Source organism: Halopelagius longus, from assembly GCF_900100875.1.
GTDB classification, from domain to species: Archaea; Halobacteriota; Halobacteria; order Halobacteriales; family Haloferacaceae; genus Halopelagius; species Halopelagius longus.
This window is the reverse complement of sequence record NZ_FNKQ01000001.1, coordinates 800,864-821,892: the sequence shown is the minus strand read 5'-3', so window position 1 is coordinate 821,892 and position 21,029 is coordinate 800,864. Positions and strand designations below refer to the sequence as shown.

Annotated in this window: 22 protein-coding genes; 13 read left to right on the top strand and 9 right to left on the bottom strand. The window is 68.1% G+C overall.

The features are described 5' to 3' along the window. Positions 1-62 precede the first annotated feature (62 nt). Both BLS11_RS04255 and BLS11_RS04250 read right to left on the bottom strand, forming a co-directional pair. Positions 63-1,289 (bottom strand): HD domain-containing protein, encoded by a 1,227-nt coding sequence (locus BLS11_RS04255; protein ID WP_092533405.1) that lies wholly within the window; start codon positions 1,287-1,289, stop codon positions 63-65. Between the two features lie 85 nt (positions 1,290-1,374). Further along, entirely contained in the window at positions 1,375-1,767 is a 393-nt protein-coding gene (locus BLS11_RS04250) for a DUF5518 domain-containing protein (RefSeq protein WP_092533402.1), read from the bottom strand. A 170-nt stretch (positions 1,768-1,937) separates the two neighbouring features. Here BLS11_RS04250 and cofD point away from each other — a divergent pair, with 170 nt between their 5' ends. The 5 genes from cofD (at position 1,938) to BLS11_RS04225 (ending at position 5,481) form a co-directional block, all read left to right on the top strand. Then, positions 1,938-2,930, top strand: coding sequence for a 2-phospho-L-lactate transferase (gene cofD, locus BLS11_RS04245; protein WP_092534490.1), 993 nt, complete (start codon positions 1,938-1,940; stop codon positions 2,928-2,930). Continuing rightward, positions 2,930-3,721, top strand: coding sequence for a tRNA-dihydrouridine synthase (locus BLS11_RS04240; protein ID WP_092533399.1), 792 nt, complete (start codon positions 2,930-2,932; stop codon positions 3,719-3,721). The genes cofD and BLS11_RS04240 overlap by 1 nt, the downstream gene beginning before the upstream one ends. Continuing rightward, positions 3,718-4,563, top strand: coding sequence for a triphosphoribosyl-dephospho-CoA synthase (locus tag BLS11_RS04235; protein ID WP_092533396.1), 846 nt, complete (start codon positions 3,718-3,720; stop codon positions 4,561-4,563). The genes BLS11_RS04240 and BLS11_RS04235 overlap by 4 nt, the downstream gene beginning before the upstream one ends. Further along, on the top strand, positions 4,560-5,222 hold the full coding sequence (locus BLS11_RS04230) for a DUF447 domain-containing protein (RefSeq protein WP_175454371.1): 663 nt from the start codon (positions 4,560-4,562) through the stop codon (positions 5,220-5,222). Before BLS11_RS04235 ends, BLS11_RS04230 begins: the two co-directional genes overlap by 4 nt. 64 nt (positions 5,223-5,286) lie before the next feature. Beyond that, a complete protein-coding gene (locus BLS11_RS04225) occupies positions 5,287-5,481 on the top strand; it encodes a 30S ribosomal protein S17e (protein ID WP_092534484.1) in 195 nt (64 codons plus the stop codon). A gap of 110 nt (positions 5,482-5,591) precedes the next feature. Here BLS11_RS04225 and BLS11_RS04220 read toward each other — a convergent pair whose 3' ends face one another. The 6 genes from BLS11_RS04220 to BLS11_RS04195 all read right to left on the bottom strand — a co-directional run bounded on the left by BLS11_RS04220 (position 5,592) and on the right by BLS11_RS04195 (position 12,361). Further along, on the bottom strand, positions 5,592-5,906 hold the full coding sequence (locus BLS11_RS04220; RefSeq protein ID WP_092533393.1) for a DUF8022 family protein: 315 nt from the start codon (positions 5,904-5,906) through the stop codon (positions 5,592-5,594). Beyond that, the gene (locus tag BLS11_RS04215; RefSeq protein ID WP_092533390.1) at positions 5,903-7,447 is read right to left on the bottom strand and encodes an acyl-CoA carboxylase subunit beta; all 1,545 of its coding nucleotides are present in this window, start codon (positions 7,445-7,447) and stop codon (positions 5,903-5,905) included. Before BLS11_RS04215 ends, BLS11_RS04220 begins: the two co-directional genes overlap by 4 nt. Positions 7,448-7,572: 125 nt before the next feature. Next, positions 7,573-8,991 (bottom strand): sodium-dependent transporter, encoded by a 1,419-nt coding sequence (locus tag BLS11_RS04210; protein ID WP_092533387.1) that lies wholly within the window; start codon positions 8,989-8,991, stop codon positions 7,573-7,575. Between the two features lie 147 nt (positions 8,992-9,138). Next, positions 9,139-10,476 carry a sodium-dependent transporter gene (locus BLS11_RS04205; protein WP_092533384.1) on the bottom strand — a complete coding sequence of 446 codons (1,338 nt, stop codon included), beginning with the start codon at positions 10,474-10,476 and terminating at the stop codon, positions 9,139-9,141. Positions 10,477-10,629: 153 nt separating this feature from the next. Then, the gene (locus BLS11_RS04200; protein ID WP_092533381.1) at positions 10,630-11,340 is read right to left on the bottom strand and encodes an SDR family oxidoreductase; all 711 of its coding nucleotides are present in this window, start codon (positions 11,338-11,340) and stop codon (positions 10,630-10,632) included. 70 nt (positions 11,341-11,410) lie between these two features. Further along, positions 11,411-12,361 (bottom strand): NADPH:quinone reductase, encoded by a 951-nt coding sequence (locus tag BLS11_RS04195; RefSeq protein ID WP_092533378.1) that lies wholly within the window; start codon positions 12,359-12,361, stop codon positions 11,411-11,413. A 154-nt stretch (positions 12,362-12,515) separates the two neighbouring features. Between BLS11_RS04195 and sucC the strand changes: the two genes are divergently transcribed. Both sucC and sucD read left to right on the top strand, forming a co-directional pair. Continuing rightward, positions 12,516-13,661, top strand: a complete 1,146-nt coding sequence (gene sucC, locus BLS11_RS04190; RefSeq protein ID WP_092533375.1) for an ADP-forming succinate--CoA ligase subunit beta — start codon at positions 12,516-12,518, stop codon at positions 13,659-13,661. Next, positions 13,658-14,527, top strand: a complete 870-nt coding sequence (sucD, locus tag BLS11_RS04185; RefSeq protein ID WP_092533372.1) for a succinate--CoA ligase subunit alpha — start codon at positions 13,658-13,660, stop codon at positions 14,525-14,527. Before sucC ends, sucD begins: the two co-directional genes overlap by 4 nt. Positions 14,528-14,551: 24 nt before the next feature. Here sucD and BLS11_RS04180 read toward each other — a convergent pair whose 3' ends face one another. After that, entirely contained in the window at positions 14,552-14,872 is a 321-nt protein-coding gene (locus BLS11_RS04180; RefSeq protein WP_092533369.1) for a hypothetical protein, read from the bottom strand. A gap of 210 nt (positions 14,873-15,082) precedes the next feature. Between BLS11_RS04180 and BLS11_RS04175 the strand changes: the two genes are divergently transcribed. The 6 genes from BLS11_RS04175 (at position 15,083) to BLS11_RS04150 (ending at position 20,407) form a co-directional block, all read left to right on the top strand. Continuing rightward, positions 15,083-15,352 carry a HalOD1 output domain-containing protein gene (locus BLS11_RS04175; protein ID WP_092533365.1) on the top strand — a complete coding sequence of 90 codons (270 nt, stop codon included), beginning with the start codon at positions 15,083-15,085 and terminating at the stop codon, positions 15,350-15,352. A 404-nt stretch (positions 15,353-15,756) separates the two neighbouring features. Further along, positions 15,757-16,587, top strand: a complete 831-nt coding sequence (locus BLS11_RS04170; protein ID WP_092533362.1) for an HFX_2341 family transcriptional regulator domain-containing protein — start codon at positions 15,757-15,759, stop codon at positions 16,585-16,587. A gap of 133 nt (positions 16,588-16,720) precedes the next feature. Continuing rightward, positions 16,721-17,806: a DUF7350 domain-containing protein gene (locus BLS11_RS04165; RefSeq protein WP_092533359.1), complete on the top strand. Its 1,086-nt coding sequence runs from the start codon at positions 16,721-16,723 to the stop codon at positions 17,804-17,806. 94 nt (positions 17,807-17,900) lie between these two features. Beyond that, entirely contained in the window at positions 17,901-18,182 is a 282-nt protein-coding gene (locus tag BLS11_RS04160) for a C2HC-type zinc finger protein (protein ID WP_092534481.1), read from the top strand. Beyond that, positions 18,166-19,593 carry a hypothetical protein gene (locus BLS11_RS04155; protein WP_092533356.1) on the top strand — a complete coding sequence of 476 codons (1,428 nt, stop codon included), beginning with the start codon at positions 18,166-18,168 and terminating at the stop codon, positions 19,591-19,593. Before BLS11_RS04160 ends, BLS11_RS04155 begins: the two co-directional genes overlap by 17 nt. Before the next feature lie 61 nt (positions 19,594-19,654). Then, entirely contained in the window at positions 19,655-20,407 is a 753-nt protein-coding gene (locus BLS11_RS04150) for a DUF7979 domain-containing protein (protein ID WP_092533353.1), read from the top strand. Positions 20,408-21,029: the final 622 nt, after the last annotated feature.

Genomic DNA, 21,029 nt, shown 5'->3' with positions numbered 1-21,029 from the left:
GGAGTGCCCCCGACGCCGCGCGGGGAGGCGACTCCAAACACGCCGAACGCGGTTCCGAGGCGCTACTCCGCGAACTCGTCCAACGTCGCGTGGACGCCATGGCGAACGTCGGTGACGAGGGCGCCGTCCACGTCGAGGCCCAACGCGTCCGCCGCCGCGCGCCCGACGGCGTCCGTCTCGTCGCCGGGGGCGTACACGCCGAGTCGCCACTGCTGTCGTTGGGCCGTCCGCAACGCGGAGACGAGGGGCGACTGCTTGCCGAGTTGTCGCATCTCGCCGCCGACCATCACCCGCGTCGTCGATTCGGTCATCGACGGTCGGCCGGGCACGTCCACGATGACCGACCCGGACTCGACGCCCGCGCGGTTCGCGATTCGGCGTTCGAGTTCCGCTATCTCCTCGTAGTCGGCGTCGATGACGCGGTCCGGAACGTCCGCCATCTCGGCCCACACCGCGCGCTTGAACAGGTCGCGGCAGTCGAGTCGGCGGGCGAACTCTTCCGTCTCCGGCGTCGTGCGGAGGGCCGTTATCAGGTCGGGGTCGTCCATCCGGCGGAGTCGTTCGGCCGTCAGGTCCGGTTGGTCGAGCAGTCGTTCCGACGCGCGGCGCAGCATCGCCTTCGAGATGCGGGCGACGTGGTGCTGATAGACGGTCGGGTTCATAAGGGCGCGCGCGAGGAGGAGGCTCTCGGCCGTCTGGACGTTCCCCTCGTCTAAGACGAGTTCGCCGTCCACGAACGTCAGTTCCCGAACGAGGCGTTCGGTGTCGATGGTGCCGTAGGGGACGCCCGTGTGGTGGGCGTCGCGGACGAGGTAGTCCATCCGGTCGACGTCGAGTTCGCCCGAGACGAGTTGGCCGTACTGGCCGTCGCCCGCGACGAGTTCCGCGACGCGCGAGGGTTCGAGGCCCTCCGACCTGAGCACGTCGCCGACTTCGCCCGTCGCGAGGAGTTCCTCGACGTCGTCGTGGTACTTGCCGGTGTGGCGGTGCGTGACCGACTCGACGTTGTGACTGTACGGGCCGTGACCCACGTCGTGGAGGAGGGCCGCCGCGCGGATTCGTTCGCCCAAGATGCCGTCGATGCCGAGGTGGTCGAGGGCGCGGGAGGCGAGGTGGTAGACGCCCAACGAGTGCTCGAAGCGCGTGTGGTTCGCCGAGGGGTAGACGAGTTGCACCGTCCCCAACTGCTTGATGCGGCGCAGGCGTTGGACCTCCTCGGTGTCCAAAAGCGCCTCCGCGACGCCCTCGACCTCGATGTGGTCGTGGACGCTGTCTTTGATGGTCGTCATACCGGGGGTTCGGCCGCCATCCGATAAAAGGCTCAGGGCGAGACGGTCGAGTGCGAGAAAAGGTGTCCGGTCGGTGGTCGGCGTCTTACGCGGTGGTTCGGGTGGCGTCGTCCCTGCGGCCGCCGTTGAGGTAGCCGCCGATTGCGCCGCCGATCGCGCCGGGGATGGCCGCGATGGCGACGGCGACGAGGAGGGCGATACCCGCGCCCAGACCGAAGACGCCGGCGCCTAACGTGCCGACGAAGGTCAGGACGAGGGCGACGACGAGAGCGCCGACGACGGTGGCGACGCCGCCGTGGAGGGCGTCGCTTCCGAGCGTCCAGTTGTTGACGTACCCGGCGACTGCGCCGGCGATGAGGCCGGTGACGCCCGCCCCGATGGCGGGAAGAGTCGCGTCCGTGAGGGGGAGGCCGAGTCCGCTGACGAGGCCGATGACGATGCTGGCGAGGAACCCGTAGAGCACTGCTTTCCAGTTCATGTTACTTATAAGGACTCCTCAGGGGATAACCTGTGTTCTCCTACCCCCGGAACGTCAGGGATAACGCTCCGTTTCTCGGGACGGTGAACGCCGGCGGCGGTGCCTGCGGACCGCCGGAGGAACCGGCCGCCGAAGGAACTTTCAAACCGACGGTCGCCGTACCGCGGAGCATGACTACCTTCCTCGCCGGCGGGACGGGGACGCCCAAACTGTTGGACGGTGCGGAGGGCGTCTTCGACCCCGCGGAGACGACAGTCGTCGCCAACACCGGCGACGACGTGGAACTCGGCGGTCACCTCGTCTGCCCGGACGTGGACACGGTGTTGTTCCACGGCGGCGGCGTCCTCGACACCGACCGGTGGTGGGGGATCGAGGGCGACACGACCGAAACCGACGAGGAACTGCACCGACTCGCCGACGCCGCGGGCCTCGAATCGGGGCCGCGCTACCTCCCCGAGGAGGCCCAGACGACCGGCCGCGACATCGCGCGCTGGCGGCGGTTCTCCGGCGTCTCGGAGTTCATGGAGATAGGCGACAGGGACCGGGCCGTCCACATCACCCGCACGTCGCTTCTCGACGAGGGACACAGCCTGACGGAGGTGACGCGAACCCTCGCCGAGGCGTTCGGACTCGACATCGACCTCCTGCCGATGAGCGACGACCCCGTGGCCTCCATCGTCCACACCGACGAAGGCGAGATGCACTTTCAGGAGTTCTGGGTCCACCGACGGGCGGACCCCGCGGTGGAGGACGTGGAGTTCCGGGGCACGGACGGCGCCGAACCGACTCCGGCGGTCCGCGACGCCCTCGCGGACCCCGTCGTCGTCGGCCCGTCGAACCCCGTCACGAGCATCGGCCCGATGCGTTCGCTTCAGGGGTTCGAGGAGGCGCTTTCGGAGACGCCCGTCGTCGCCGTCTCGCCGTTCGTCGAGGACCGCGTGTTCTCCGGCCCCGCCGCCGAGTTGATGCGCGGCGTCGGGTACGAGGCGTCCACCGCGGGCGTCGCGGAGGCGTACCCCTTCGCGGACGCGTTCGTCTTGGACGACGCCGACGGCACCGAACTCGACCGACCGGTCGTCCGAACCGACACGCGAATCGACGGCCCCGAGGACGCCGCGCGGGTCTGCCGCGCCGTCCGCGAGGCGTTGGAGGTGGTGTCGTAGTGTTCGAACCGCGCGTCGCCCTCGCCAGTCTGAGCGGCGAGTCCGACGCCGAGTGGGCGCGCGTCGGGTCCGAGTTCGCGGGCGCGGCGTTCCTCGGCGGCGTCGCACTCGACGAGAAGTCCCGCGCCGCCGCGCGGAAACTGGTCGAACGCGACAGGGAGGAGTTCCTCCCCGAGGACCCCCTCTCGTTCGTCGCCGCCGAACTCGACGCACTCGGGGACGAACCGGTCCGACCCGCGGTCAACGTCCGAAGCGCGACGCTCCCGCCCGTTCGGGAGGCGGCGCGACTCTGCGCGGACCGGGACGCGATTCTCGAAGTCAACGCCCACTGCCGGCAGGCGGAACTCTGCGCCGTCGGGTGCGGCGAGACGCTTCTCCGAGACACCGACAGACTCGCCGAGTACGTCGCCGCCGCGGCCGAGGCGGGGGCGACGGTGAGCGTGAAAGTCCGCGCCGAAGTCGAGGGCGTGGACCTCGGGGAGACGGCGCGGTCGGTGGCGTCTGCGGGCGCCGAGGCGATACACGTCGACGCGATGGACTCGGAGGCCGTCGTCCGCGACGTGACCGAGGCCGCTCCCGACCTGTTCGTCGTCGCCAACAACGAGGTGCGCGACGGGGAGAGCGTCCGCGAGTACCTCGACTACGGCGCGGACGCGGTGAGCGTCGGCCGACCCAGCACCGACCCGCGCGTCCTCCGCCGCGTCCGCGAGGCGGTAGACGAGTGGTTCGCGGAGTCGAACGCGGAGCGTCCGAGCGCCGACGAGTCGAACGCAGACGGGGTGGCGAAGTGACCGCCCCGAAGGACCGAACCCCCGCCGAGAACGCGCAACTCGCACTCCTCTTGGACGTCGCCGGGACGCCGAAACCCGGCAACGTGGACCGCGAACGCGACTTGGAGGACCTCAGGTTCGAACATTTCCTCGCGGGGGCCGTCGGGTCCGGCGAGGGCCTCCGCCGGGCGGAGTCCGGCGCGCCGGTCGGCGCGGCGTTCGAACGCGCGGTGGCAGGGATGAGTCGGCAACGCGGCGGGAACACGCAGTTCGGCTGTCTGCTCCTCCTCGTCCCACTCGTCCGCGCCGCGGCCGACGGGTCGCTCTCTCCGGAAGGAGCGACGGCGGTGGCCGAAGCGACGACAGTCGCGGACGCCGTGGAGTTCTACCGCGCCTTCGAACACGTGGACGTGGCCGTCGAGGACCCCCCGGAGGACGCCGCCGAGTTGGACGTGCGCCGCGGCGGCGACGCCGCGCCGGCCCTCCGGACGCGCGAACTGACGCTGTACGACGTGATGGCCCTCTCGGAGGACGACGGCAACGCCCGAGAGTGGACCGGCGGATTCGCGCGGACGTTCGACGCCGCCGAATCGATGCTCGAAGACGACGGCCCCGCCCCCGACAGGGTCGCGCGGGCGTTCGTGGACCTCCTGGCCGAGGAGGAAGACACCCTCGTGCGGACGAACCACGGCCCGGAGGTGGCCGCGGAGGCGCGCCGCCGGGCGGCCGAGGCGCGCGGCGACCCCGAGGCGGTGGCCGAACTCGCCGAGGCGTTCGTCGCCGAGGGTATCAACCCCGGAACGACCGCCGACATCGCCTGCGCGGCGACGTTCGTCGCCCTCGAACGGGGGATGCCGGTGTGACCGACTCCCCCGACGGGTGGCCGGTCGAACTCCGCGGCGTCACGGAGTCGGTGGTGACGACGCTCGGCCCGAACGACCTGTGGAACGCCGCCGCGTTGGGCCTGCACGCACCGGACGAGAGCGAGGACGGCGACGGCGGGAACGAGGGCGACGACGGCGACTGTGGCGTCGTGACGGCGACGACGTGGGGGAACACTCGGACGCGCCGGAACTTCCACCGTGAGGGCGGCGGCGTCGTCCAGTTCGTCTCGGACCCGCGGACGTTCGTGGACGCCGCGATGACGATAACCGAGTCGGAGTCGCCCGTCTCGGACGACGCCCACGCGTGGGTCGAAGTCGAAGCCGAGCGAATCGACGCGGGCGAGTCCGGCGGTACGCGGTGGGAGCAGTGGGAACTCCGCCCCGTCGAGTCGGCCGTCGTCGCCGAGACGGTGCCGACGATAAATCGGGGGTTCGCCGCCGTCGTGGAGGCGACGGTGGCCGCCTCGCGCCTCGACGTGCCCGCCTACGACACCGGGGAACTGCTCGCCCGCCTCCGGTACTTCGCCGACGTGGTCGAGACGTGCGGCGGCGCGGCCGAACGCGAGGCGTTCGCCACCGTCGAGGAGGTGTCGGGGTGGCGCGAACGCGCGGACGAAGGGAGCGACGGGACGCCGTGAGGAGCGGTGACGGCGACGCGGGCGGAACGAATCGTTTTAGTGCGCGCTGATGGAATCGTCGGACATGGCAATCAAGCCCAAGTACGTCAAGCAGCTCGGCAACGTGCTGCTAGAGGAGTACCCGCAGGCGTTCAACACCGACTTCGAGACGAACAAAGAGAGCGTCAGCAAGCTGACCAACGTCGATTCGAAGGGCGTCCGCAACCGAATCGCCGGCTACATCACGCGAAAGAAGGGCGGCCCGAAGCAAGCGGCGTAAACCGTCGATTTTTCTCTCTCAACGCCTGAACCGTCCGATAGCGACCGCACTCTCCGTCGGTGCTCCGGGCCGGCCGTCCGCGCGGTGGACGGCCCGACCGTCGGCCGGGGTTAGAACCGGTCGGCGCGGGAGGCGGCCGTCCACGCGTTCGTCGGCGCGCCGTTCGGAACGCGCGCGGACCGTCCGGAGACGCCTTCGAGGCGGCCGGCGAACGTCCAGCGCTTGCCGTCCCACGTCTCCTCGCCGCCTTCGGCGGCCGCGGCGGCCGCGGCGAGTTCGCCGTCGCGGATGTGCGCGGCGACGGCGGCGGCTATCGCGGCGGCCTCCGCCTCGTCGGCGTCGTCGGGGATGGAGAGGTCCGCCGCGACGTCCGATACGTCCGGTCCGACGGCCGATTCGGCGCTCTCTGCGCTCTCGCCGTTCATATCGGGATGTTGCCGTGCTTCTTGTCCGGCAGGTCGGAGCGCTTCGTCTTCAGCATCTCGAGGTCCGAGACCAACCGAGAGCGGGTCTCGGTCGGTGCGATGACGTCGTCGAGGTAGCCCCGGTCGGCCGCGGTGAAGGGGTTCGCGAACTCCTCGCGGTACTCCTCTATGAGTTCCTCGCGGCGGGCGTCCGGGTCGTCTGCCGCCTCCAGTTGGTCGCTGTAGAGGATGTTGACCGCGCCCTGCGGTCCCATGACGGCGATTTCGGCCGTCGGCCACGCGTAGTTCACGTCCGCGCCGAGGTGCTTCGACGCCATCACGTCGTACGCGCCGCCGTAGGCCTTCCGCGTGATGACCGTAAGCAGCGGAACCGTCGCCTCGGAGTAGGCGTACAGCAGTTTCGCGCCGTGGCGGATGATGCCGCCGTGCTCTTGGTCGGTCCCCGGGAGGAAGCCCGGCACGTCCACGAACGAGACGATGGGGACGTTGAACGCGTCGCAGAAGCGCACGAAGCGGGAGGCTTTCTCGGACGCTTCGATGTCGAGGGTGCCGGCGTTGACGCGCGGTTGGTTCGCGACGACGCCGACGGAGTGACCGTCGAGGCGGGCGAACCCGACGAGGATGTTCTTCGCGAAGTCCTCTTGGACCTCGAAGAACGACCCCTCGTCTAAGACGCCGCCGATGACGTCGCGCATGTCGTAGGGCTTCCGGGGTTGGTCGGGGACGACGCTCTTGAGCGATTCGTCGGCGCGGTCCGGGTCGTCCCACGGTTCGACGCGCGGCGGGTCCTCGACGTTGTTCGGCGGGAGGTACGAGAGGAGGCGTCGGATGTCGTCTAAGGCGTCCTCCTCGGACTCGCAGGCGAAGTGCGCCACCCCGGAGGTGGAGGTGTGCGTCGTCGCGCCGCCGAGTTCCTCGAACGTCACCTCCTCGCCGGTTACGGTCTTGATGACGTCCGGGCCGGTGATGAACATGTGGCTCGTGTCCTTCACCATGAACGTGAAGTCGGTGAGGGCGGGCGAGTAGACGGCCCCGCCGGCGCACGGCCCCATGATGGCCGAAATCTGCGGGATAACGCCCGAAGCTTCGGTGTTGCGCCGGAATATCTCGCCGAACCCGCTGAGCGACTGGACGCCCTCCTGAATCCGGGCGCCCGCCGAGTCGTTCAACCCGACGACGGGCGCGCCGACTTCGACGGCCTTGTCCATCACCTTGCATATCTTCTCGGCCATCACCTCGCCGAGCGAACCGCCGAAGACGGTGAAGTCGTGCGCGAAGACGAACGTCTTGCGCCCGTCGACTTCGCCGTACCCCGTGACGACGCCGTCGCCCGGGAGTTGCTTTTCCTCCATCCCGAACTTGTGGTTTCGGTGCGTCCGGAACTGGTCGAATTCGTTGAACGTACCGTCGTCGAGGAAGTAGTCGATGCGCTCTCGGGCGGTCATCTTCCCCTTCTCGTGTTGGGACTCGATGCGGTCCTCGCCGCCGCCCTTCTGCGCTCTGTCGCGCTTGGCTTCGAGTTCGTCGATTCGGTCCTCCATCGTCACGTCGGACCACCTGCGTTCATTGTCACGAACGACCGGACGGAGCACAAAAGGGTTTCCGCTATGGACAAAGGATGGTTCGACAACTGTCGAAAAACTGGACTCGAACGCCGGACGGCGGGTCAGGCCGCCTCGGGTTCGCCGCGGACGCCCGCGAAGATGACCACCGCGAGGGCGGCGGCGGTAGCGACGGTGGGCCAGAAGCCGAGGCGTGCGTCCATGCCGAACGTCGTCAGGAGCGTGAAGACGAGGAAGACGGGGAGCAGAGCGCCGGCGGCGAAGAGCCACGGCGTCGAGAGCGCCGTCGCCACCTCGCCCGCGCCCGCGCGGAACTCCTCGAGGGCGTCGCGGCCCATGACCCACCCGACGAAGACGAGGAACGCCGTCAGCCCCGCGGTCAGGAGGACGTCCACGAGCGTTCCCGCGACGAAGCCGAATATCGACTGGTCGAGGGCGCAGACGGACCCGGTGACGACGACGAGTGCGCCGACGCCCGCGACGGCGGTGCGGCGTTCGACGTCGTACTCGTCGACGAGGAACGCGACCGGAATTTCCAGTATGCTGATGGAACTGGAGAGCGCCGCGAGGGCGACGACGGCGAAGAACGCCGTCGCGATGAGCGTGCCGCCGGGGAGTTGCGAGAACGCGCCCGCCAACCCGACGAACAGCGCGCCCGCGCCGGTGCCCGTCTCGCCGGGCGAGATGCCCAGCGAGAACAGAAGCGGGAAGACGACGAGTCCGGCGAGGACGCCGACGAGGGTGTTGAGCACGGCGATGGTCGTCCCGTCGAACGCGAGCGAACGGTCCTCGCCGACGTAGGACGCGTAGGTGACCATCGTCCCCGCGCCCAAAGAGAGGGTAAAGAGCGCCTGCCCCGCCGCCGGGCCGAGGACGCCGAAGAAGTTCTGTCGAATCACAGAGAGGTCGAAGCGGAGGTAGAACGCGTACGCCTCGGCGGCCCCCGACTGGGTGGCCGCCCACCCCGCGAGGGCGACGAGGAGGACGAGGACGGCGGGCATCATCACCTTCGTCCCGAGTTCGATGCCGCGGCGGACGCCCGCGAAGACGATTATCCCCGTCAGCGCGAGGAACAACACGTGGAAGCCGACGGCGTCGAACCCGGCGGCGACGCCGCCGAAGTACTGCCCCGGACTGGCGAAGTACGCCGGTTCGGTGCCCGCGAGTGCGAGGCCGCTCTCGACGAAGTACCGGAGAATCCACCCGCCGACGACGCTGTAGAAGGAGAGCAACGCGACGGCGGTGCCGACGTAGAACAGCCCCCACGCCCCCCACGCGTCGGAACCGGACAGGGAGCGAAGTGCGCCCGCGGGGCTTCGATTCGAGCGCCGGCCGATGACGAATTCGGCGAGCAGTCCGGGGACCCCGACGAGCAAGACGATGCCGAGATACACCACGAGGAATGCGCTGCCGCCGTTTTCGGCGGTGACCCACGGGAACCGCCAGATGTTCCCGAGGCCGACCGCGCTTCCCACGGCGGCGAGGATGAAGCCGATTCGTGTCGCCCACGTCTCTCGTGTCATTGCGTCGCACTCCCACCTTGGCGGTAAAGTGACTTTCGGACCGAAGATTCGTCAGACCGGTATTGTAACGGTTGTTAAGGCGTCAACGCGCCGCTATCGGTTCGGGAACGGTCGGAAGAAGAGAGGGTCGGCCGACGATTCGTAGGCTTACAGCGGCGGAACGATGGCGGGTTCCGAACCGAGGAACAGCGTCTGGATGCCGAGCGCCAGCGTTCCGAGGACGGCGAGGATGACGACGATGCGGACCATCCAGAGCCACGTCACCCCGAAGCCGTTACCGACTCCCGCTCCCTTCAGCACCTCCGAGAGCGCTTCGTCGCCGAGGACCCACCCGACGAAGAGCAGGACGAGAAGCACCGAGACGGGAAGGAGCAGTTGGTACGCGAGCGTGTCGAACCAGCCGAGCCACGCGGTGTCGAGCGCCGAGGGGAGGCCGAGGACGAACAGGCTGACGCCGATGGCCGCCGCCGTAGGCGCGCGCCCCACGTCGTAGTTGTCGATGACGTAGGAGGTGACGACCTCGAGCAGGCTGATAGCCGACGAGAGCGCCGCGATGAGGACGACGAGGAAGAAGACGAGGCCGACGATGCGGCCCGCCGGGATGTTGGCGAACGCGCCCGCGACGCTGACGAACACCGCGCCCGGACCGGAGGTGTTCGGGTCGATGCCCTGCGCGAACAGCAGGGGGAACACGACGAACCCGGCGAGGACGCCGACGAACGTGTTCAGCACGACGATGGTGCTACCGTCGGCGACGAGGCTGTCGTCGCGGTCGATGTAGGAGGCGTACGTTATCATCGCGCCCATCCCGAGCGACAGCGAGAAGAACGCCTGCCCCACGGCGAACGGGACGATGTCGCCGAGATTGCTCATCAACGCGCCGAAGTCGGGCGAGAGGAAGTAGTCGTAGCCCGCCGTCGCGCCGGAGAGCGTCGTCCCGTACACCGCCAGTCCCAGGAGGATGACGACGATGGAAGGGACCATCACCTTCGTCGCCTTCTCGATGCCGTCCTCGATGCCGAGGGCGACGATGACGACGCAGAGGAACATGAAGACGGCGTGAAGCGCCACGGCGTCGAGACCGGCCGAGACGGCGCCGAAGTAGGTCGCCGGGTCGCCGAAGTACGCGCCTTGGAGACTCCCCCAGATGTACCGAATCACCCACCCGCCGACGACGCTGTAGTACGACAGAATCCAAAAGCCGGTGAGCAGTCCCAACGCGCCGACGAACCGCCACTGGCGGTGACCGATTCTGCCGAACGCGCTGATGGCGTTGAGTTTCGCCCGCCGACCGATGACGAACTCCGCGAGGATGGCTGGGAGGCCGATACCGAACACCGCGATGAGGTAGACGACGAGGAAGGACGCACCTCCGAACTGCGCCGTCTTGAACGGGAACTGCCAGATGTTCCCGAGGCCCACGGCGGACCCGACGGCTGCGAGGATGAACCCTGCCCGCGTCGCCCACGTCTCTCGTTCACTCATGTCTCTGGACGATACCGTCCGTGTTATTGAAAAACACCCCGATGTTCTCCCGAATAACCGGTAATAAATGAATACATTAACGAGAGCATATAAAGATAGGATGACATTTATTCGGTCGAACGGTGGTCCGGCGGGGTGGCGGGCGAAGGTCGATCAGGCCTCGCCGTAGACGGGCACCGCCGCGCCGGAGGTGACTTCGGCGGCGTCGGAGCAGAGAACGGCGACGACGCGCGCTATCTGTTCGGGGGCGACCCACGAGTCGTGGTCGGCGTCGGGCATCATCTCGCGGTTCGCGGGCGTGTCGATGACGCTCGGCATCACCGCGTTCGCGCGCACCGTCCCGAGGTTCTCCTCGGCGACGGTCTCCGTGAGAAGTCGCACCCCCGCCTTCGAGGCGCGGTACGGGCCGTCGCCCTCGCCGCCCTCCAGCGACGAACGCGCCGAGACGGAGACGATGGCTCCCTCCGTCTCCCGGAGGTGCGGGAGCGCGTGCTTCGAGGCGAGGAACATCGTCTTGAGGTTCACGTCGAACAGGAAGTCGAACGTATCGACGTCCGTCTCCTCTATCGGCGTCCCGCCGCGCCACGTCCCCGCGATGTTGGCGAGGTGGTCGAGTCGCCCGTGGTCCTCGACCACCTCCTCGACGACCCGGGACACCTCCTCCTCGTCGGTGAAGTCGGCCTGATAGAACTCGATGTCGCCCTCGGGCTCTAAGAGGGCGTCCTCGTCGTCCGGTTCGACCACGTCCGCGGCGGCCACCGTCGCGCCCGCGTCGCGGAAGGTTCGAGCGACTGCGCTCCCGAGAGCGCCGCTCGCGCCGGTCACCAACGCCACCGTTCCGTCGAAGTCGAACTCGACTGACATACCGCTAGGTGGCGCACGAGTGACATAAATTGACACGGCGGGCGCGGCGCAAGCGGGGACGACGCCCTCCTCAGGGAACGAGGACGACTTTGCCGAGGAAACTCTCTTCGAGGACGGTTCGTTGGGCCTCGACGGCGTCTTCGAGGGCGTACGTCTCGTGGACGACGGGTTCGACTTCGCCGCGTTCCAGAAGCGACCCGAGTCGGGTCAGGACGGCGTCCTTCTCGGCGGTGTTGTACATGGTCATGAACTGGTAGCGCAGTTCCTTCCCCTTCGTGACGCCGATGTCGGTGAAGCCCCCTTCGGCGGTGTCGTTGCCGATGCCGATTATCCGGCCGTCAGTGGCCGCGACGTTCGCGTTGAACTGGAGGTACCGGTCCATGTGGGTGTCGAGAATCACGTCCGGCGCCCCCGCGGCGAGGACGGCGTCCGCCAAGTCGTTGCGGCGGTAGTCGAACACCTCGTCGGCCCCGAGTGCGCGCACGTCGTCGTGGAACTCCTCGGAGGCGGTGGCGAGCACTCGCGCGCCCATCGTCTCGGCGAGTTGGACGGCGACGTGGCCGACGCCGCCGTTCCCGCCGTGGACGAGGACCGTCTCAGCGGGTTCGACCTTCGCGTGGTGGACGAACGCCTGCCACGCCGTCGTCCCGACCAACGCGAGGGCCGCGGCGTCCTCGAAGGAGACGCCATCGGGGACGTGCGCGAGGAAGTCCGCGGGCGCGGCGACTTCCTCGGCGTAGGTGCCGGACATCCCGTTGCCGAGGCCGGTGCCGAACACCCTGTCTCCGGCCTCGAAGCGTTCGACGCCGTCGCCGACGACGGTTCCCGCGAGGTCGGACCCCGGAACGAAGGGGAGGTGCGGCACCGGGTACTCCCCCTCCCGGAAGTACGTGTCCACCGGGTTCACCCCGACCGCTTCGACGTCAACGAGAACCTGTCCGGGTTCGGGGTCGGGCGACTCAGTGTCGTCCACTCGCAGTACGTCCGCGTCGCCGTGTTCGTGAATTCTGACTGCGCGCATGTCGTCCGTGGTATCGGCGCGGGAGTGCAATAAATTCGGAGGCGGCCGAGCGAGGACTCGGGGACTCCGGCGGGGTAGAAGCAATTCTTGCGGGGTATTTCCCGAACGAAGATGAACGGGATTTAAGCGCGTGCCCCACCCTCCCACGGATGGAATGAAGCTTCACGAATATCAGGCGAAGGATATCTTCGCCGAGGCCGGGATTCCGGTGCCCGAGTCCCGCCTCGCGTCGTCCGTAGACGAGGTCATGGAGGCCGTCGAGGATATCGGATACCCCGCGGCCATCAAGGCGCAGGTTCACGTCGGCGGACGCGGCAAAGCCGGCGGTATCAAGATAGCGACAGACGAAGAGGAGGCCCGAGAGGCCGCCGAGGACATCCTCGGCATGGACCTGAAGGGCTACACCGTCGAGGAAGTCCTCGTCGAGGCCGGCGTCGACTTCGAGAACGAACTGTACGTCGGTATCACGATGGACCGCGGCGAGGGCAAGCCCGTCGCGATGGTCTCCACCGAAGGCGGCGTCAACATCGAGGAAGTCGCCGAGGAGACGCCCGAGGCCATCGCCCGCGAGCACATCGACCCCGCGTTCGGCCTGCACCCCTATCAGGCCCGCAAGGTCGTCTTCGAGGCCGGCATCCCCGACGACGTGGCGATGGACGTGGCGTCGTTCCTCTCGACGCTGTACGACCTCTACGAGTCTAACGACGCCTCCGACATCGAAATCAACCCCGTGATGATAACCTCCGACCGGGAAGTCGTCGCCGCCGACGCGGTCATGAACATCGACGACGACGCCCTGTTCCGGCACCCGGACCTCGCGGAGATGGAAGAGGACGCCTACCAGAACGACTTAGAGCGAAAGGCCGGCGAGTACGGCTTCGACTACGTCCGCCTGTCGGGTAACGTCGGCATCATCGGCAACGGTGCGGGTCTCGTGATGACGACGCTCGACATCGTCGACCACTACGGCGGCGAACCCGCCAACTTCCTCGACATCGGCGGCGGCGCGAAGGCCGAACGCGTCGCGAACGCCCTCGACATGGTGTTCTCCGACGACAACGTCGACGCGGTCGTGTTCAACATCTTCGGCGGCATCACCCGCGGCGACGAGGTGGCCAAGGGTATCAACGAGGCCTTAGAGCAGTTCGACGAGATTCCGAAGAAGGTCGTCGTGCGCCTCGCCGGCACGAACGCCGAGGAGGGCATGGAGATACTCAACACGGACCTCGTCGAAGTGGAGAAGACGCTCGAAGACGCGGTCCAACGGGCCGTCCAGAACGCGGAGGAGGCAAGCCAATGAGCATCTTAGTCGACGACGACACTCGCGTGGTTGTACAGGGCATCACCGGCGGGGAAGGAAAGTTCCACACCCAGCAGATGATGGAGTACGGAACGAACGTGGTCGCCGGCGCCGTCCCCGGCAAGGGCGGCCAAGAGGTCGAAGGCGTCCCCGTCTACGACACCGTAGACGAGGCCGTCCGCGAGGAAAACGCCGACGCCTCCGTCGTGTTCGTCCCGCCGGCGTTCGCCGGCGACGCCGTCTTCGAGGCCCTCGATACGGACCTCGAGTTCGTCGTGGCCATCACCGAGGGCATCCCGACGCAGGACATGGCCAAGGTGAACAAGCGACTCTCCGAGGTGGACACGCGCTTGCTGGGTCCGAACTGTCCCGGCATCATCACGCCCGGCGAGTCGAAACTCGGCATCCTCCCCGGCAACATCTTCGAGTCCGGTAACGTCGGTCTGGTCTCCCGGTCGGGCACCCTGACGTACCAGGTCGTCTCGAACCTCACCGACCGCGGCATCGGCCAGACCACCGCCGTCGGCATCGGGGGCGACCCCATCATCGGCACGTCGTTCATCGACGCCCTCGAACTGTTCGAGGAGGACGAGGAGACGGAGGCCGTCGTCATGTGCGGCGAAATCGGCGGCGAGGACGAAGAGCAGGCCGCGAAGTACATCGCCGAGAACATGGACACGCCCGTCGCGGGCTTCATCGCGGGCCGCACCGCGCCGCCGGGCAAGCGCATGGGCCACGCGGGCGCCATCGTCTCGGGGTCCGGCACGGGCACCGCCGAGTCGAAGATTTCGGCGCTGAACGACGCCGGCGTCCCCGTCGGCGACACGCCGGAGGAAGTCGCAGAACACGTCGAAGACTTCCTGTAACGGCGCCGAAACTCCCGTTTTCTTCTATTTCGACGCTTCCGAGTCGCCGTCGAGTGCCGAGAGGCACGTTCCGCAGTACGAGGCGTACGCGGGGTTCGGCGCGCCGCAGACGCCGCATGCGACCGTCTCGGCCGCCCGTCCGCCGTCGCTCACCGCCGAGGTGAACGGGGCGCGCCGGTACGTCGGCGCGGTCGCGTCGTCGTCGTCCATCCGTTCGAGAACCTGTTCGACGAGGCGGTCGTCCCGGAGTTTGTCGAGTCCCCTGACGAGGCCGACGAAGAGAACCGAGGGGGCGACGACGCAGAACGCCGCCACGAGGAGTCGAACCGCTACCTCTACGTCCATGGCCCGGGTACGGATGCGAGCGCCTTACCTCTGCCGCGGGTTAGCGCCCGAGAGAGTGTTCCTACCGGACGGATTCGGCCGCGACGGCGCGCGAGGACCCGATTCGGACGACGGCGCGGCGACCGAAACATGACGTGTTTCGTACATCTCCCGAGAGCGTTCCTGCGGCGGTTACAGGGTTTATATCCCGTCACCCCGTCTCGATATACCATGCACGAAGAGCTACTACCGCAATCCGCTGGGGGTTCTCTTGCGACTACGCTCGTCTCTCTCGTCGCCGACGTCTCCGGCACCGACGCCGTCGACCTGCCGCCGTTGGCGGCCGTCGTGGACCCCGACGCGCTGAGTTCGCTAGTGGACGGCCCCTCGGCCGTCGAGGGTCTCACCGTCTCGTTCGACTACGCCGGATTCCACGTCGTCGTCCACGGAAACGGCCGCATCCACCTCACCGAGGCGGACGCGATTCCCCAGCGAAACTGACCGCCTCCGTCCGTCTCCTCTTCTCTCGGTCGAAGCGAACGACTCGAACGTCCCGTCGTTCACGATTGTCACGATTGTAACGAGATAATGTTGAACCACCGTCGGGAGGAAGCAACGAGTGCGCGTCGTCGTCGGCCCCGACCGCCGACCGGTCCCGTGCCGGGGTTTCCCCGGTAAGTCGGCGATGCGACGGCGCGCGCGCCGCGGACGCCGCCTCGGTGCCCGCGGAACTCCCTCCGCCCTCACCGACTCCCCTCCACTCGCCCGCCCCCTCACCCCCTCCGCTTCGGCCCTCCAACCACCTCCGCCCTCTCCCTTTCTCTTCCCCCGTTCTCCTCCGGTCCGTCCGTCGGACCGTCGAATCACGTCCGAAGATTGATATACCTGTTCGCTCCACTCGTGGCATGAACGCGACACTTCCGTCGGGGCGACGCGTTCACATCGCCCCGTTGGGCTACGAACGGGACCGGGTGGTCGAACCCGCCCGCCGGGAGGCCGCGGACGTGGTGTACCTCCTCGTGAACGACCCGGGACGCGGGCCCGACGAGTCGGGCGACCTATCCGTCGATACGGCGTGGACGCCGGAGGCGGAGGCGGTGGACTGGGACGCCGCGACGCCGTACCAACTCGCCGTCCGCGAGGAACTCGACGAGTTCTGCGACGCGCGCGGAGTTCCCGTACGCATCCGCGACGTGTACGACGTGATGGGCGTCGCGACGACGATCGCCGCCAGACACGACGACGACCAGGTGTTCGTCAACATCTCCTCCGGACCGAACGTCGCCGCCGTCGGCGCGGCCATCGCCTGCATGACGACGGACGCCCTCCCCTACAGCGTCACGCCGGAGTCCTACGGCCACGACGTGGCCGAGACGCCGCTTACCCGCGGCGTCGCGGAGGTGACCACCGTGCCCGACTACCCCATCGAGTCGCCGACGCGCGAACAGGTCCACATCATGGGGTACCTCTACGAGATGACCGTCGAGAAGCCCTACTCCGTCAACAAGCGCAACCTCATTGACAGGGCCGAGGACTACGACCTACCGTTTCTCGACAACTACTCGACGGAGAGTCGCCAGTCGGAGTACCGCCGCCTCGACGCCGCCATCATCGACCCCCTGCGCGAGAAGGAGTACATCCGCCTCGAACCCGCTGGCAAACAGAAGAACGTCGTCCTCACGGAGACGGGCATCAGCGTCTACCGCGCCTTCCAGCACAAGATTCTCGACGAGTAGTCCGCAGTCCGTTCGTCGCGCCGCCGTTCGGTCCGCGAGTCGAACCGCGCGCCCCCTTCGCAAACGTCATCCCCGTCGGACCGTAAGAGGGCCCATTGGCGTCGTCCGCCGCCGCGGACGGCAGTCTCGCACCATGTCACCTAACCTCTCCCGCCGCGACGCTCTCAAGGCACTCGGGGCGGGTTCGCTCGTCGGCACCGCGGGGTGTCTCGGAACGCTCGGGTTCGAGACGCAGTCGGCGTGGCGCGACCCGCCGTTGGTCGAGGACCGCCCGAACGCCGTCTACCGGCCCGCCCTCACCGAAGGGATGAAGACGTACGGAACGACGACGACGGGACCCTACGGCGTCGCGTTGACGTACTCGTACCCGCACCGCTTCTGGACGCTCACCGGCACCGAACTGACGAAGACGGTCGTCGAGTCGGATGATTCGCTGCACCTCATGGTCTCGCTTTGGGACCGCGAGACGCGGACGGTCCTCCCCCTCGACTCGGGGGTGACCATCGAGATAACTCGCGACGGGAGTCTCGTCACCGAGGAACTCGCCTACCCGATGCTCTCCCAGCAGATGGGTCTCCACTACGGGTCGAACTACGTCTTAGAGGGCGAGGGCGAGTACGAGGCGACGGTGAGCGTCGGCGGCGTCTCCCTCGACCGAACCGGGGCGTTCGCCGGACGCTTCGAGTCGGCGCAGACGGCCTCGTTCGCGTTCACCTTCGACACGGACGACCTGCACGACGTTCCGCTGAACCGCCTCGAGGACGCGGGCGAACGCGGCGCGGTCGAACCCATGGACATGGGGTTCCCCGTCGGCGTCGTACCGAAGAAAGACGCCCTTCCGGGCCGACATCTCGGCCGGGCGACCAGCGGAGACGCCGTCTTCCACGCCTTCGCCGCGAAGAATCGGGATAGCCGGTTCGGCGACTTCGACGGTACCTACCTCTACCTCTCGGCTCGCACGCCGCACAACCGAATCGCCCTGCCGATGATGGGACTGACCGCGACGCTGACCCGCGACGGCGAGACGGCGTTCGAGGGCTCTCTCGCGCGGACGCTGGACCCGGAACTCGGCTACCACTACGGCGCGGGCGTCGGCGAGGTGCGCGGCGGCGATACGCTCGAAGTGACCGTGGACGTGCCGCCGCAGATAGCCCGCCACGACGGCTACGAGACGGCGTTCCTCGACATGCCGCCGGTGACGTTCGAGGTGAGCGAGTGAGGTGCACCCCGCCGACGAGACGAAACACCTGAGAGACGGTCGCTCCTACACCGACGCACGGACGGAAGACGACCGACGACCACATTCACAACCCATGACGGAGACGACGAACGCCACGACGGACGCGCCCGACGAGACGACCGGAACGGACGGGGTCGCCTGCCGAACCTGCGGGCGGACGTTCCCGACGGACCGACTCCGCGTCCTCCACCGCGGGGTGCGCCACCCCGCGGAGATGACGGAGGCGGAGCGAGAATCGTACCGCGAGGCGTACCTCGAAGAGGAGGCGGAGATTCGCTCGTTCCGCATCCGCGCGCTGGGCGTCCTCGTTCTCCTCTACTTCGGATTCCTCATCGCCTATGCCCTCATCGCGTGACGAACTCCTCGGACGCGCACTCGCGTGCTGTCTCGCCCTCGTCGGAACGCTCCTCGTCGCGGAGGGCGTCGCCGCCAGCAACGCCGCCGTCGGCCTGCAGGGAGCGTCGAGGGACGCGCTGTCGATTCCGCGGTGGCTCTACGTCGCCACCGGCGGCGCGACCATCGGCGCGTCGGCGCTGTTGGCCAGTTTCGTCACCGACCGGCGGTTCGTCCGCGACATCCACCGGACCCACCGCGACGTCGGCGTCCGGTCGCTCTACCGCGTCGGCGTCGTCTCGCTTCACCTCCTCGGACTCGTCGGCCTCGTCCTCGTCGCCTACAGCGGTCTGACCGGTCCGCGGGTGCCGACGGTCAACTTCGCCGTCGTCGTCGTCTTCGCCGGCCTGCGCGCGGGTCTCACGATGGTCTCCTACGCCGTCGGGAACGTCTGGCCCGCGCTGAACCCGTGGCGGACCGTCGCCGCGCGCCTCCCGAACGGATTCCTCGACTACCCGGCCCGATTCGGGCGGTGGCCCGCCGTCGTCGGCCTCCTCGGCCTCGTCTGGATGGAGACGACGACCGGAATCACCTCCCGGCCGAGACTGCTCGGCGCGGCCGTCGTCGCCTACTCGCTACTGACCGTCTCGGGGGCCCTCGCCGTCGGCGCGGAGACGTGGTTCCGGAACGTCGACCCCGTCTCGGTGTTCTTCCGGTTCTACGGCCGCGTCGCGCCGTTCTCGTGGGACGAGGGACGCCTCCGCGTCCACCTGCCGGGGATGCGACTCGTCGGCGGCGACAGCGACGACGCGTACGCCAACGGCCTCGTGACCGGCCTCGACGACGCGGCGATAGCCGTCGCCCTCGTGTGGGAACTCACCTTCAGCGGGTTCGTGACGACTCGGCAGGGCGCACAGTTCGTCCGCGCCGCCGTCGGCGTCGGCGTCCCGCCCCTCCTCGTCTACGGCGGCCTGTTCGTCCTCGGCTTCCTCGTCTTCTACGGCGCGTACCTCCTCGCCTCCCGCGCCGCCGCCGACCGCCTGCGGACGCACCGCACGGCGCACGAACTCGCGGTGGGCTTCGCGCCGCCGCTTTTGGCCATCGCGGCGGGCTATCACCTCGCGCACTACTTCGGCTTCTTCGTCTCGCTCGCGCCGTCGTTGGTCGCCGTCGTCGGGACGCCGCTGTCGCCCCCGGCGAATCCGCTGGTGCTGACGCTTCCCGCGTGGTTCAGCGCGCTCGACATCGTGTTCGTCCTCGGCGGCCACGTGCTGGCCGTCTGGGTCGCCCACTCCATCGCCTACCGCCTGTTCCCGAGTCGGATGCAGGCCATCCGGAGCCAGTTCCCGTTCGTGTTCGTCATGGTGGGGTACACCGCCGCGAGCCTCTGGCTCATCTCGCTACCGACGGCGCAACCGCCGTTCCTGCCGTGAGTCGGCGCGCGCCCGAGAGACGAGAAAACACTTATCAGACGACCGGAGACTGTCGGCGGAGATGTCCTCGAAGCGCACGGTCCGCGTGCTCCTCCTCGTCGGGTTACTGCTCCTCCCGGGTCCCGTCTACGCTATCGAGGCGGAACGACTCGACGGCCCGGAGCGACACCGCGTCGCCAACGGGTACACCGCGACGCCGATAGACGCCGAGAACGACTCCCGCTTAGCCGACCAGTACGCGGTACGACTGGCGTTCAACCCCGAGGACGTGGAGTACCGCCACGTCGCGTCGGGGCTCCGCGCGCCGAACCGGACCCGCAGCACGCTCGAACGGGCGATTCGGAACGGCTCCGCGACGGTCGATAGCCTGGCGGTCCGGTCGGACGTTCGGCGACTGCGGCGCAACTACACGTTCCTCACGGAGTCGTACGACGCCTACTACGCGTACTCGCTCTCCTCGGGGACGGTAGCGACGACGCGCGCGAACGACTCCGAAATCGCGGCCGCAGTCAGGGACGAACTCGTCGTCGAGTACGAGACGCTCTCGGCCGCCGAGCGAGCGACGTTCCGGAAGGTACGGAACGCGACGGTGTCGGAGGACGCGTACGACTACCGCCCGTGGCAGGACGAACCGATGCCCTCGGCGGCGATAGTCGAACGGAACGGCACCCACTACGCCGTCGAGACCGCCTCTCACACGGACGACTTCGACTTCCCCGACGGACTGCTCCTCGGCGTCGTCGCCTCCGCCGTCGGAGTCGTCTGCCTGCTCACCTCCGGCGGCATCTGGCTCTCCGGTCTGTGGCGGGACTGAACGACCCCGAACCGTCCGACCCGGGGTCTGAGGTATGCAACGCGACACGTGCCGAAGAGAATCCCCTCGACATCGGCGAAAGGAATAATAATGTCGTCTAAATAACAACTATGGAGATGGTCTCCGCTAGTAGTATCGTGGAAGTACTGTTCTTAGCCGCCTGCTTGACACTCGCCGGTAACAGCGGTTGGCAGGCGGTAACAGCGGACAGAAACCGACTCTGGAGAACTCTCTGCGCGTTCGGGTGGTTAGCGCTCGCACTCTCCGGAGTAACCGACGGAATCGTCGGAATCGGTGTTTGCGCCGTTTCACTCGCCGCGTTCGCTCTGGCGGCTTCGTCCCGTCGGACGGATAATGCGAACGTGGATACGGCGTAACGTCGTCCTGGTAGCGGCCGAGTCACGGGCCGACCGCCGGTTGCCGCGTCGAGATACCTCGTAACCGGAGCGGTTCCGGGAGCGATCGTTGTCGAACGGCGCTCAAACGTCGCCGCTCGCATGCCGTCGTCAGACCGTCATCGGCTGGTGAGAGACGCGTCTCTGCCCGTCCGACGCGGGTCGGCCGGACGAACGCCGCACGGCGGCGTGGAGGGCGTCTACCGCATCACCGGTCGCCGTCGCTC